The 13,279-nt window shown below is 65.9% G+C and carries 10 protein-coding genes; 8 read left to right on the plus strand and 2 right to left on the minus strand.

Going from position 1 to position 13,279, the window contains the following annotated elements; all coding sequences use genetic code 11:
* The 8 genes from ACEQZD_RS14950 (at window position 1) to ACEQZD_RS14985 (ending at window position 8,765) form a co-directional block, all read left to right on the plus strand.
* Window positions 1-585 (plus strand): SPOR domain-containing protein, encoded by a 585-nt coding sequence (locus tag ACEQZD_RS14950; protein ID WP_370186372.1) that lies wholly within the window; start codon window positions 1-3, stop codon window positions 583-585.
* A gap of 81 nt (window positions 586-666) precedes the next feature.
* Window positions 667-1,161, plus strand: a complete 495-nt coding sequence (locus tag ACEQZD_RS14955; protein WP_067605387.1) for a CvpA family protein — start codon at window positions 667-669, stop codon at window positions 1,159-1,161.
* Between the two features lie 25 nt (window positions 1,162-1,186).
* Window positions 1,187-2,716: an amidophosphoribosyltransferase gene (purF, locus tag ACEQZD_RS14960; RefSeq protein ID WP_142949277.1), complete on the plus strand. Its 1,530-nt coding sequence runs from the start codon at window positions 1,187-1,189 to the stop codon at window positions 2,714-2,716.
* Window positions 2,717-2,752: 36 nt separating this feature from the next.
* Window positions 2,753-3,967 (plus strand): O-succinylhomoserine sulfhydrylase, encoded by a 1,215-nt coding sequence (locus ACEQZD_RS14965; protein ID WP_194856689.1) that lies wholly within the window; start codon window positions 2,753-2,755, stop codon window positions 3,965-3,967.
* 33 nt (window positions 3,968-4,000) lie between these two features.
* Entirely contained in the window at window positions 4,001-4,912 is a 912-nt protein-coding gene (locus ACEQZD_RS14970; protein ID WP_370186374.1) for an AAA family ATPase, read from the plus strand.
* 25 nt (window positions 4,913-4,937) lie between these two features.
* Window positions 4,938-5,888: a DUF58 domain-containing protein gene (locus tag ACEQZD_RS14975; protein WP_194856687.1), complete on the plus strand. Its 951-nt coding sequence runs from the start codon at window positions 4,938-4,940 to the stop codon at window positions 5,886-5,888.
* Entirely contained in the window at window positions 5,888-7,939 is a 2,052-nt protein-coding gene (locus tag ACEQZD_RS14980) for a transglutaminaseTgpA domain-containing protein (RefSeq protein WP_370186376.1), read from the plus strand. Before ACEQZD_RS14975 ends, ACEQZD_RS14980 begins: the two co-directional genes overlap by 1 nt.
* Window positions 7,940-7,976: 37 nt before the next feature.
* A complete protein-coding gene (locus ACEQZD_RS14985) occupies window positions 7,977-8,765 on the plus strand; it encodes a TenA family transcriptional regulator (protein WP_370186377.1) in 789 nt (262 codons plus the stop codon).
* A gap of 342 nt (window positions 8,766-9,107) precedes the next feature.
* Here ACEQZD_RS14985 and ACEQZD_RS14990 read toward each other — a convergent pair whose 3' ends face one another.
* On the minus strand, window positions 9,108-10,121 hold the full coding sequence (locus ACEQZD_RS14990) for an IS110 family transposase (protein WP_370186378.1): 1,014 nt from the start codon (window positions 10,119-10,121) through the stop codon (window positions 9,108-9,110).
* Between the two features lie 456 nt (window positions 10,122-10,577).
* Entirely contained in the window at window positions 10,578-13,274 is a 2,697-nt protein-coding gene (locus ACEQZD_RS14995; RefSeq protein WP_370186380.1) for an RND family transporter, read from the minus strand.
* Between the last annotated feature and the right edge of the window lie 5 nt (window positions 13,275-13,279).

Here is a 13,279-nt window from a genome sequence, read left to right on the forward strand (position 1 = left end):
GTGCATTTGCGAACTCGCCAACGTGTGATCGGCCTGCTGCTGTTGCTGCTGCTGGCCGCGATTCTGGCGCCGCTGGTACTGCGCACGCCGGAACAGGTACGCCTGGCCCTGGATATGTCGATCCCGGAAGCGCCGCGCATCAGCGAGCCGGACATCGCCCCGGTGGTCAGCGAGGAAGAGCAGGCCGCCACCGACCGTCAGATCGACGAAGAGCAGCAACAGGTGGCCGCCGCCGAACCGGAGCCGCGGGTGGCCCCTCCGGTGGTGGAGGAAGAGCCTTCAGCCAATGGAGAGCCTTCAGCCGATGAAGCACCGCAACCCGCCGCCCAGGACACCCCGCAACCCGGCTTCACCGTGCAGGTGGCCAGTTTCAGCGACGTGGCCAACGCCCAGGCGCTGGTGGCGCGCCTGCGCGAGGCCGGCTACAGCGCCTATCACCGTGAAGTGCGCCAGGATGGCAACACCTGGCAACGGGTGTTCGTGGGCCCGGAGATCAAGCGCGAACGGGCCGAAGCCCTGCGCCAGCGGCTGGCCGACGACAAGGCCTTCGCCCTGGAAGGGCTGGTGCGCTCCTTTGTGCCGTAGCGATTCCGGGCCGATAAAGCCCTGTGCCCGCCCCGGGCGCTCTGATAGAATCGCGGGCCTGTTTTAACCACGCGCGTGTTCATGAATCTGGCAGACGGCATCATTCTGTTTATCATCGCCGCCTCGGCACTGATCAGTGTGCGTCGTGGCTTCACGCGTGAAGCGTTTTCCCTGCTCACCTGGGTGGCGGCCTTCATCGTCGCCCGCCTGTTCAGCCCGGCCCTGGAGGTTCTCCTGGCCGATTCCATCGAGACGCCCAGCCTGCGCCTGGCCGTCGCCTTCGGTCTGTTGTTCACTGTCACCCTGATAGTGGGCGCGTTGATCAATCACCTGCTCGGTGAATTGATCCGCGTGACCGGCCTGAGTGGCACCGACCGTTTGCTGGGCATGGTGTTCGGCGCCTTGCGCGGCGCCCTGGTGGTGGTTGTATTGGTGGCCCTGGGCCACCATCTGTTCAGCGAGGATGCCTGGTGGCGCGAGTCGCTTCTGGTCCCGCATTTCGCCATGCTGGAGGACTGGACCCGCCGTCTCGCCGGGGATCTGATCGCTTATCTTATGAACGTCAGCGGAAGCTAAGCTTAGCTAGCTCGAGGATACGCAAATGTGCGGCATTGTTGGCATTGTCGGCCACTCCTACGTCAACCAGGCGATTTATGACGCTTTGACGGTTCTTCAGCACCGGGGACAGGACGCCGCCGGCATCGTCACCTGCGACGGGGACCGGCTGTTCCTGCGCAAGGACAACGGCATGGTCCGGGACGTATTCCGCAACCGCCACATGCGCCGCCTGGTCGGCAACATGGGCATCGGTCACGTGCGTTACCCCACCGCCGGCAGCTCCAGCTCCGCGGAGGCGCAGCCGTTCTACGTCAACTCGCCCTACGGCCTGACCCTGGCCCATAACGGCAACCTGACCAATTCCGAGGCGCTCGCCGAGCACCTCTACCGTTCCGATCTGCGCCATATCAACACCACCTCGGATTCCGAAGTGCTGTTGAATGTGTTCGCCCACGAGCTGCACGAGCGCGGCAAGGGCAAGCTGCGCCCGGAGCCGGACGACATCTTCGACGCCGTGTCCGCGGTGCACCGGCGCGCCGAGGGCGCCTACGCGGTGGTGGCGATGATCACCGGCTACGGCATCCTGGCGTTCCGCGACCCGCGCGGCATTCGTCCGGTCTGTTTCGGCAAGAAAGAGACCGAGCACGGCCCCGAGTACATGGTGGCGTCCGAGTCGGTGGCGTTGTCGTCGCTGGGCTTCCAACTGGTGCGCGACCTGGCCCCCGGCGAAGCGATCTACATCACCTCGGAAGGGGAGCTGCACACCCGCTCCTGCCACGATCAGCCCAAGCTCACGCCCTGCATCTTCGAGCAGGTCTATCTGGCCCGCCCGGATTCCATCATCGACGATATTTCCGTCTACAAGGCACGCCTGCGCATGGGCGAAAAGCTGGCGGAAAAAGTGGAGCGCGTCTGGCCGGACCACGACATCGACGTGGTGATCCCGATTCCGGACACCAGCCGCACCTCGGCGCTGCAGATGGCCAACCGGCTTAACGTCAAATACCGCGAAGGCTTCATCAAGAACCGCTACATCGGCCGCACCTTCATCATGCCCGGCCAGCAGCAGCGGCGGAAATCGGTGCGCCAGAAGCTCAACGCCATCGAGCTGGAATTCTCCGGCAAGAACGTGCTGCTGGTGGACGACTCCATCGTGCGCGGCACCACCTGCCACGAAATCATCCAGATGGCCCGTGAAGCGGGCGCCCGCAAGGTGTATTTCGCCTCCGCCGCGCCGGCGGTGAAATACCCCAATGTGTACGGCATCGATATGCCGTCCGCCGGCGAACTGATCGCCCACGACCGCAGCGACGACGAAGTCTGTCAGTTGATCGGCGCGGACAAGCTGATCTACCAGGATCTGGAAGATCTGGTCAGCGCCTGCCAGGAAGGCAACGCGGACATCGAGGAGTTTGATTGTTCGGTGTTTAACGGCCACTATCTGGCCGGTAATATCGACGGCCAGTATCTGTCCGATCTGGAAACGCGCCGCAACGACGACGCCAAGAAAAGCCGGGAAAAAACCCGCGCCCTGGCGGACAACGAAGTGATCGACCTGCATAACTCCAACTGAACCAGGGGCGGCACCGCCGCCCTCACCGAGGTAATGATGAGCGACACACCGGATCCCCGCGACCTGCATACCGACACCCTGGCGATTCGCTGGGCGCAGTTGCGCACCGATGAAATGTCGCACTCGGATCCGATCTTCCTCACTTCCAGCTTCGTTTACGACAGCGCCGCCCAGGCCGCCGCCCGGTTTTCCGGCGAGGAGCCGGGTAACGTCTATTCGCGTTTCACCAACCCCACGGTGCGTTCCTTCGAGCAACGCCTGGCGGCCATGGAAGGCGGCGAAAGCTGCGTGGCGCTGGCCTCAGGCATGGCGGCGATCAGCAGCACCTTCTTCACCTTGCTGGCGCCCGGCGATCACGTGATCAGTTCACGCAGCGTGTTCGGCACCACCAATGTGATCTACGACCGCTATCTGAAGAAGTTCAACATCGACACCACCCTGGTCGATCTGAACGATCTGGATCAGTGGCGCGCGGCGATTCGCCCGGAAACCAAGCTGCTGTATCTGGAAACGCCGTCTAACCCGCTCTCGGAAGTGGGCGACATCGAAGCGCTGGCCAAACTGGCCCATGACAACGGCGCGCTGCTGATCGTTGATAACTGCTTCTGTACCCCGGCGCTGCAGAAACCGCTGGAACTGGGTGCGGACCTGGTGATTCACAGCGCCACCAAATATCTGGACGGGCAGGGCCGCTGCCTGGGCGGCGCCGTGGTCGGTCCCGAAGAGATCCTCAAGGAGATCCACGGGTTCGTCCGTTCCGCCGGCCCCTGCATGAGCCCGTTCAACGCCTGGGTGTTTCTCAAGGGTCTGGAAACCCTGGGCCTGCGCATGAAGGCGCATTCGGAAAACGCCCTGCAACTGGCGCAGTGGCTGGAGCAGCAGCCGGGCATCGCCCGGGTGCACTATGCCGGCCTCGACAGCCACCCGCAGAAAGCCCTGGCCGAGCGCCAGCAGAAAGCGTTCGGCGCGGTGATCGCCATTGAAGTGGAAGACAGCGACGGCCGGCGCGACCGCCAGGCCGCCTGGCGCTTTATCGACGCCACCCGGCTGCTCTCCATCACCGCCAACCTGGGCGACGTGAAGTCCACCGTTACCCATCCGGCCACCACCACCCACGGGCGCGTGGCGGAGGAAGAAAAACAACGTTCCGGCATCAGCGAAAATCTGATCCGCATCGCGGTGGGGCTGGAAGACGTCGGCGATCTCAAGAACGACCTGGGGCTCGGCATCAAAGCGCTCGGCTTCGAATAAAAGCTTGAAGCGTGTCGCCAAAAAAGGGGTGTTATGCAGGCTTTGGATAAAGCGCTGGCCCAGGTGGGCAGCGTGCTACTGGGGAAACCGGAACAGCTGAAACTGGCCCTGGCCTGCATGCTCGCCGGCGGCCATCTGTTGATCGAGGACCTGCCCGGCATGGGCAAGACCACCCTGGCCCATGCGCTGGCGCGGGTGTTCCGCCTCGATTACCGCCGCGTTCAGTTCACCAGCGACATGTTGCCCGCCGATATTCTCGGCGTTTCGGTGTTCGATCCGGATAGCCAGCAGTTCAGTCTGCGCGAGGGGCCGGTGTTCAGCCAGCTTCTGCTCGCCGACGAAATCAACCGCGCCACCCCCAAGACCCAGGGCGCGCTGCTGGAAGCCATGGAAGAGCGACAGGTCACCCTGGACGGCGTCAGCCGGCCGCTGCCGTCGCCGTTCTTCGTGGTCGCCACCCAGAACCCGGTGACCCAGGCCGGCACCTTCGTGTTGCCGGAATCCCAGCTCGACCGTTTCCTGATGCGCATTTCCCTGGGCTACCCGTCCCCGGACGTGGAACTGTCCCTGCTCGCCGGCGGCGACCTGCGCGAAGCGGTGCGCGAATTGAAACCCATCCTCGAGCCCAGCGGCCTGGTGAAACTGATCGCCCATGTGGCCAAGGTGCGCGCCACCCGCGACTTGCTCGACTATGTGCAGCGGCTGCTGGAAGCCACCCGCGCCGACGATCGTCTGGTCACCGGCCTGTCGCCGCGCGCCGGCCTCGGCCTGCTGCGCGCCGCCCGAGCCTGGGCGCTGATCCACGACCGCGATTACGTGCTGCCCGAGGACGTGCAGGCGGTGTGGCCCTCGGTGGCCGAGCACCGGCTGCAGCCCCGCGAAGGGGGCCAGGTGTCGGCGATGACCCAGGCGCTGCTGCAAACCGTGCCGGTGGTGCGCCACTAGTCGGTCGAACCTGAGGAGGGACGCCGTGCTCAAGCAAGCCTGGCAGCGTTGGCTCGACCGCCGGCTTCCCCGGGCCCGCCAGGTGCAGCTCGACCAGCGGCGCATTTTCATCTTCCCCACCGGCTACGGCTTTCTCTACCTGCTGGTGTCCGTGCTGCTGTTTTTCGGCGGCATCAACTACGAGAACAACCTGATTCTCGGCCTCTGTTTTCTGATGGTCAGCCTGTTTCTGGTCGCCATTCTGCACACCTTCCGCAATTTGTCCGGGCTGTCCCTGCGCGCCGGCGCCAGCCGCTCCGGTTTCGTCGGCGGGCAGGGCAGCGTGGAAGTGGTGCTGGTCGCCCAGCGGCGCCCGCACCGGGCGCTGTGGCTGCGCTGGCTGGACCAGCCGGCCCAGGAGATCAGCGTCGAGCCCGGCGAGGAAAGTGCCCTGTGGCTGAACCTGCCGCTCAGCCGGCGCGGCCGCGTCCGACCGCCGCGTCTGCGCGTGGAGAGCCGCTACCCGCTGGGCCTGCTGCGCAGCTGGTCGCTGGTATCCCTGGATCAGGTTTGCCTGGCCTGGCCGCGCCCTCAGGAAAGCCACGACTGTCCCGCCGACGGCGGCGACCGGGAGCGCCAGGTGGCCAGCGCCGGGCAAAGCGGCAGCGAGGAGTTCCAGGGCCTGCGCGGCTATGTGCCCGGCGACTCCCTGGGCCAGGTGGACTGGAAAGGCTATGCCCGCGGCCGGGGGCTCAACGTCAAACTGTTCGAGGAGCCCGCCAGCGGCCGCCTGTGGTTGCGCTATGACCGCCTGGAAGGCGTGCCGGTGGAGCGGCGTCTGTCGATCCTGTGCTTCTGGGTGCAGCGGCTGAGCCGCGAGAACCGGCCCTTCGCCCTGGCGCTGCCCGGCGCCGAGCTGCCGCCGGGGCAGGGCGAGGAACAGCGTCTGCGGGCCCTCAACCTGCTGGCCCGCCACGGCGACACGGAGGCGGACTGATGGCGCGCATCTACCAGATCCCCAGCCACGCCCGCGGCTGGCTCACCCTGGCGATCATCGCCGCGTCGCTGCCGCAGCTGTGGGGCGGCCCCCTGTGGCAGGCCGGGCTGCTCGCCCTGGTGCTGGGCTGGCGTGCCCTGATGGACCGCCAGCGGCTGGTGCTGCCCGGGCGCATCCTGCGCCTGGTGCTGCTGGTGGCCACCGTGGCCGCCACCTTCTACAGCTTCGGCCGTCTGCACGGGCCGGAGGCGGGCACCGCGTTGATCACCAGCCTGTTCGCGCTGAAATACCTGGAGCTGGTCAGCAAGCGCGACGCCTATGTGCTGATCGTGCTCGGCTATTTCGTGTGCGCCACCATCCTGCTGTTCCACCGCGGGCCGGCCATGGCGCTCTACGTGATCGGTTGCCTGATTCTGCTCACCGCCAGCCTGGCGGGCATCAACTACAGCGACACCCACGCCCGCCGCCGCCAGCACCTGTCGGTGGCGGCAGTGATGGTGCTGCAGGCGCTGCCGCTGGCCATCGCCCTGTTCGTGCTGGTGCCGCGCATCGCGCCGCTGTGGAACATGCAGCTGGACAGCGGCCAGGCGCGCACCGGCATGAGCGACAGCATGTCGCCGGGGCAGGTCAGCCGCCTCACCGAATCCAGCGAGCTGGCGTTCCGGGTCCAGTTCGAGGGCGAGCCGCCACCGCCCCGGGAGCGCTACTGGCGCGGCCTCACCTACAGCTACTTCGACGGCACTACCTGGCGCCAGGCCAGTCCGCCCGGCTGGGAGCGGGAGCAGCTGTTCTACGGCGGCCGAGGGCCGTCGCCGGACTGGTACCGCGCCCTGATCGACGCCGCCGCCGACCGCACCGGTTACCGCTACCGTGTGATCATGGAGCCCTCCCGGCAGCGCTGGCTGTACGCCCTGGCGGTGCCGTTCACCGACTTCGACGGCAACGCCCTGGCGCGGGATTTTCGGCTGGTGGCGGACGGCCCGGTCAACGGCGCCTTCAGTTACACCGTGCGCAGCGTGGACGTGACCGGCGCGGTGCCGGCCCTCGGCGACGCGGAACGGCGGCTGATGCTGGACCTGCCCGAAGAGGGCAACGCCCAGGCGCGTGCCCTGGCCCAGCGCTGGCGGCAGCGCCACCGGAACGACGGCGCCCTGGTGCAGGCCGCGCTCGGCTATTTCCGCGAGCAGCCGTTCTTCTACACCCTGGAGCCGCCGCGCATCGCCGGCGACACCGTGGACGAATTCCTGTTCGGCACCCGCCAGGGCTTCTGCGAGCACTACGCGTCCAGTTTTACCTTCCTGAGGCGCGCCGCCGGCATCCCCGCCCGGGTGGTGGCCGGCTACCAGGGCGGTGAAATGAACGCCGGCGACTACCTGCAGGTGCGCCAGTATGACGCCCACGCCTGGGCGGAAGTGTGGCTGCCCGGTCAGGGCTGGGTGCAGGTGGATCCCACCGCGGCGGTGGCCCCGGAGCGTGTCGAGCTGGGCCTGCGCGGCGCCTTCGACAGCGCCGCCGACGGCGCCGGCGGTGACTTCGACGGCCTCAACCGCCTGCCGGTGCTGTTCCAGCTGCAGCAGTGGGCCGACTACGTGGACTTCAACTGGCAGAAATGGGTGCTCGGCTATCGCCAGCAGTCCCAGCGCGATCTGCTGGAGCGCCTGCTCGGCGCGGTAACGCCGCTGCGTGTCGGGCTGGCGCTGCTCGGCGTGGTGCTGGTGTTCAGCGCCGTGCTCGGGCTGCTGGTGCTCAGCCGCCGCCGGGACACCCCGGTCAGCCCCCTGGAGCGCGAGTTCGCCCGCCTGCACCGCGCCCTGGCCCAGCGCGGCCTGCGCGCCCCGGACACGGTCTCCGCCGCCCAGCTGGAAGCGGCGGTGACCCGGCGCTGGCCGTCCGCGGCCGGGGCCGCCGGGCACTGGCGCCGCCTGTTCGAGCATCTCGCCTACCGGGACCAGGGCGCCCCCGGCGCCGCCGACCTGGCCGCCCTGCGGCGCCGTCGCCGCGCCGTGCTGGCGTCGCTGGCGTCGCTGGCATCGCCACGGAGAGCGCAGTAGGCTCTTGGCTGGCACGCTGAATAACAAGGAGAACAGCATGGCCGTGGCCCGCTACAAGCAAGCGCTGACGCTCACCGAACACGCCCCCTGGGCACAACGGTTCTGGGACGCCCTGGTGCCGCTCAAGGACCGCGTCGCCCGCCATCCCCTGTTCGTGGAAATGGGCGACGGCTCGCTCTCCCTGGGCCGCTTCCGCGACGCGCTGCTGCACTTCTACCCGCTGGTGGAGAATTTCCCCAAATACATGGGCCTGGCCCTGGCGAAAACCCGGCCCGGCCTGTACCCCGGCCACGAAGAGACCAAAAACTGGCTGATCGGCAACATCAAGATCGAGCAGCGCCACGCCTACTGGTACCAGGACTGGGCCGCCGGCTTCGGCCTCGACACCGAACGCCTGGAACGCACCCGTCCACCGGCGGCCATGGACGCGGTCAACCAGTTCCTGTGGGCCACCGGCCACCAGGGCACCCTGGAAGAGAGCATCGCCGCCACCAACCTGGCCATCGAATGGGCCACCGGCGAATGGAGCCAGCGTGTGGTCAGCGGCATGAAGCACTACGCCGAGCAAGGCAGCGCCAACATCAACCGCCACACCATGGCCTGGCTGCGCGCCCACGCCAGCTACGACGACGCCCACCCCCACGAGGCCATGGAGCTGGTCAAGCGCCTGGCCACGGACCAACCCGCCCGCCAGCGCGCCTTCGCCGCCGCCCAGCGGGGCCTGGAGTACTACGTTCTGGCGCTCGACGACTGCTACCGGTTCGGCGAGGACAGAGATCAGGAAGCGGTACCGCTGCTTTTTGATGGTCCGGCGGATAGACAATAAACGCACCTCCCGAGGCTACGGGAAAGTTCTCTCCAGCCGGGGGCGCGGGTCTGTGTTATTGCCCTTCCGGGAACGCCGCGAGTACGTCTATGTACACCTCTTGCAAGTGTTGCTTGTCTGCGATGGCTCAGTGAGCAAGGGAGATTAAACTGCGTACGTCTATCCGGCCTGTTGGTTGGGCCGATTTATAGACGGCCCTGGCCCTCATGAGAACCGCGCCTCGGTTGCCTATCGTCCCTACGGGTTCTGGACCCGTGTACTTGTCGGCGTTGCCCGAGGCCGGTTTAACCCATTGCTCATGGAAGCGCTCGCAGCCTCCTGGTGTGGCCTGAAGTGGTCGGCTCAGGCGGACCGGTAACTCTGTTGGTAATACATCAAGGCCCAGCTAATACGGGCCATCTTGTTGGCAATGGCGCCGACGGCCTTATGCTTACCGCGTCGCTCTGCGACTTGGCGGGCCCAACACGACAGCCGGTCGTGATTCCTGTGGGCATTGCGCAGGACTGACCAAGCACCCTGGATCAGCATTCGTCGTAGATACGTGTTGCCGCGCCGTGTCAGGCCTCCGAGGTTCTGTTTGCCGCCACTGGAGTGCTCGCGAGGCACAAGACCGAGATTGGCAGCCAGCTCTCGGCCATTGCGATAGGCGCGCCCGTCACCGGCGTGGGCAACGAGAGCGGTGGCGGTCTTCTCGGCGATGCCTTTAACGGTCATCAGACGCTGGGCGGCGTCGCTGCCTTTGGCCTGCCGGTCAATACGCCGGTCGAGCCGGTTGATGGCCGCATCGCGTTGGTGCCACTCGATCAGCAGCTCTTCAAGCAGCACCCGGGCCTCGGGGGTCAGCTCGTTGTCGGCATTTTCAAGCAGACCCGGCAAGGCGCTCTGGAGCCGCCGGCGTCCTTGAGGGAGCACGATGCCGTATTCATTGAGCAGGCCCCGGATTTGATTGGTGAGGGCGGTGCGCTGATTGACCTGGCGTTCGCGCACCCGGTGCGCCTGGATCAGGTCAGTTTGGGCCAGGGTGCGTGGGGGCACACACCGCAGATGAGGCCGCTGCGCGGCTTCGGTGATGGCAAAAGCATCGTTGCGGTCGTTCTTATTGCCTTTAACGAAGGGCTTAACGTGCTGGGGTGGGATCAGCCGAACGTCCATGCCATGCCTCTGAAGGGTGCGTCCCCAGTAGTTGGAGCCGCTGCAGGCCTCCATGGCGACGATGGCTTTTGGGTATTCCAAGAGCAGCGCCAGCAGTCGCTGGCGCTTCACCTGCCGGTTAAAGACCGGCTTGCCGGCTTGATTCACGGCACAGACTTGGAAGACGGACTTTGCGAGATCAATCCCGATCAAGGTAACGTTCATGTGGGCACCTCTTGTAGTCGATTGGTTTTGGTAACTCAATCTTGGCGCATCGTGACGCCGTATTGGCAAGAGGTGTCCATCTCATCATCCCTGTAAGCTCGACTTTGGCCATCCCTGGCCAAAGACGGTCCTGGACGGGCACACCCGATCCCGGTGCTCCTTGGAAGATTCGCCGTCACAAACCCCACTTCGTAGAAAGGTCCGAGAGGTTTTTCTGACCCGTGGCGGTTCCGCTGCCCAGTGAGCGGGGCAATGGTGGTGCCTGGAGGGACCTATTTGGCCAGGGATGGCCAAATGAGAGCGGCCAGGGATGGCTTGAGCGATCCCGGAAGGCACCACCATTGCACCGCGTCCCGGATACGGAGCACCGAACACCGGAACAATAAAAGTCTCTGGCATCCCGCCGGGTGGCTAAAAGCCACCCTTTCGCGGGCGGGGCCCGCTCGCACAGGGCTATTACTCCGCCATGTTCGTGGTGGGCCCGGCGCGGAGCTTGGGTTTGACGCTCATCAGCAGCGCCGGCAGCAGGGTCAGGTTGCTGAGCAGCGCCACCAGCATGGCCAGGCCGGTGAGCAGGCCGAAGTAGACGCTGGGGTTGAAGTTGGACAGCGACAGAATCGAGAAACCGGCGATGATCACCAGGGAGGTGTAGTACATCGCCTTGCCGATGGAGCCGTGGCAGCGGCGCACGGTGGCGCGGTAGTCGCCGTCGCGGGGCAGCTCCTCGTGGAAGCGGTGCACGTAGTGGATGGTGTCGTCCACGGCGATGCCGATGGTGATGGCGGTGATGGTGATGGTCATCAGGTCCAGCGGCAGGCCGATCCAGCCCATCAGGCCGAGCACCGAGGCGGCGCTCACCAGGCTCGGCACCATGCTGATCAGCGCCACCGGCAGCGATCGGAACAGCACCAGCAGCATCAGCATGATCGCCGCGAACACATAGCCCAGGGTTTTGATCTGCGAGTCGAACAGGCTCTGCAGCATGTTGTTGTAGAGCACCATGGCGCCGGTGAGGTGGAGTTGCTCCGGCTGCAGGTCGAATTTTTCCAGCATGTCGGCGCGGATCTGCTCCAGCAGCTGATTGCGGTTGAGGCCCTTGTAAGAGTCCACCACGCGCACGCTGATGCGGATCTGGCGGCCGTCGTCGGACAAGTAGGGGCTTACCAGCTGGGAGCGCAGGTCATCGGGGATAAAGCTGGCGAGCAGCATCAGCTGTACGTAGCTGAGCGGGCCTTCGTTGATTTTCTTGGCCACTTCGTAGGTGGTGGCGATGGACAGCACCTTGCCGGTTTCCGGCAGGGATTCCAGGTAGCGCTCCATTTCGATAATGCGGTCCAGCCGCTGGGGCGTGTACCAGTAGGCGCCTTTCAGGTTGGGACCGTCGCTGGCGCGGGCCTGGCCGGAGGTGCCGCTATCGGCGAAGGGGTCGTCGCCGGCGGGTTCGCCGAAGCCGTCGTCACCGTTCGACGCGAAGGGGTCGTCCTCCACCGCGCCGAAGCCGTCATCGCCGTTGGCACCGGCGCCGCCGCCGTCGTCGGCGAGCGGATCCGCTTCCACCGCCTCGAAGCCGTCGGCGCTTTGTGCCGTGTCGCCGCTGTTTTGTTGCGTGGCGCGCGGGGTGTTGTCGGCCTGTTCTTCCGGGGCGTCGATGACGATATCCAGCGGCGTGGTGCCGCCCAGCTTGCGGTCGATCTGCAGCATGCCCTGGTAGATTTCGGTGTCTTCCTGGAAGTAGTCGATAAAGCGGGTTTCCACCGTCAGCCGGGTCATGCCCCACACCGCGGCGATCAGCGCCAGCCCGGTGAGCAGCAGCAACGGTAACCGGCCGCGGTCGGCGAAGCCGGCGAAGGCGAGGGTGATGCTTCGGGTCAGGTCACGACCCTGGCGCGGCCGGCCCGGCGACAGCGGCGCGAGCAGGGCGGGGAACAGCAGAAAGCAGGTCACCAGCGCGACGCCGATGCCGATGGTCATCATCCAGCCGAAGTCGATCACCGGGCGGATGTCGCTGATCACCAGCGAGGAGAAGCCGACCATGGTGGTGAGCACCATGTAGATGCTCGGGCGCATCATGTGGGCGGCGGTTTCCTTGAGCAGCCAGGCCTGGTCGGCGTCCGGGTTTTCCTCATGGAGTTCCCGGTAGCGCACCGTCAGATGGATGGTGATCGACATGGTGATGATCAGCAGCAGCGACAGATAGTTGCTGCTGATCACGGTGACTTTCCAGTCCATCCAGCCGAGCCAGCCGGTCACCGCCAGGGCGGTCACCGCGCAGCAGGCCAGCGGTACCACCACCCAGCGCGGGCGACGGAAGATCAGGAACAGGGTGAGCACCAGGAAGATCAGCACGCCGAGGCCGAACACCTTCAGGTCGGACTCGATAAAGCGGATCATGTCCGAGGCGATCATCGGCACGCCGCCCAGGAACAGCTGCGCCTGGTCCCGGTAGCCGTCCATGATGCCGCGAATTTCGCTGACTTCCTGCTGGGTGCGGGCCTGCACCTGGCTGTGGTAGTCGCTGAACTCGGCGGCGACCTGTTCCAGCTGCTCCGCTTCCTGATCGCTCAGCTCGCCGGCGCGCTCGCTCTCGCGCAGGGCGTTGCGCCGGTTGAGCAGCTCATAATAGCGTTCGTCCCGCTCGAAGGTGAGCAGCAGGGCGGTGGTGCCGCCGTCCTCGCTGACCAGCAGGTCCTCGTAGAGCGGGTTCTCTTCGGTGAACTCCTGCTTGGCCAGGCCCAGGTCCACGCCCGGGTCGCGCAGCGTGCGGTAGCCGTCGGACAGGTCGGTGAACGCCACCTTGGGGCTGAACAGCAGCGGCACGTCGAGGAAACTGTACACCGAGCCGACCCGGTCCACGCCTTTCAGTTCGTCCTGCAGCGCCTGAATATGGCGCAGGGTGTCCTGCTGGAACAGCGGCCGATCCTTGGGGGTGTAGGTGACCACCACGAAGTCGCTGCCGCCGTATTGCTTGGCGATCTCCCGGTAGTATTCCAGCGCCTTATCGTTTTCCAGCGTCAGGGATTCCGCCGACGCATCCAGTTTGAAGTCGGTGGCCTGCCAGGCCGCCACCGCGCACAGCGCGCCCACGGCGGCGAGCCAGAACAGGGGATGGCGAAGAACCAGCCGGCAATAGGCGCGAAACAATCGAGACGTCATCAAGA

Source organism: Alloalcanivorax sp. (genome assembly GCF_964221125.1).
Classification (GTDB): domain Bacteria; phylum Pseudomonadota; class Gammaproteobacteria; order Pseudomonadales; family Alcanivoracaceae; genus Alloalcanivorax; species Alloalcanivorax venustensis.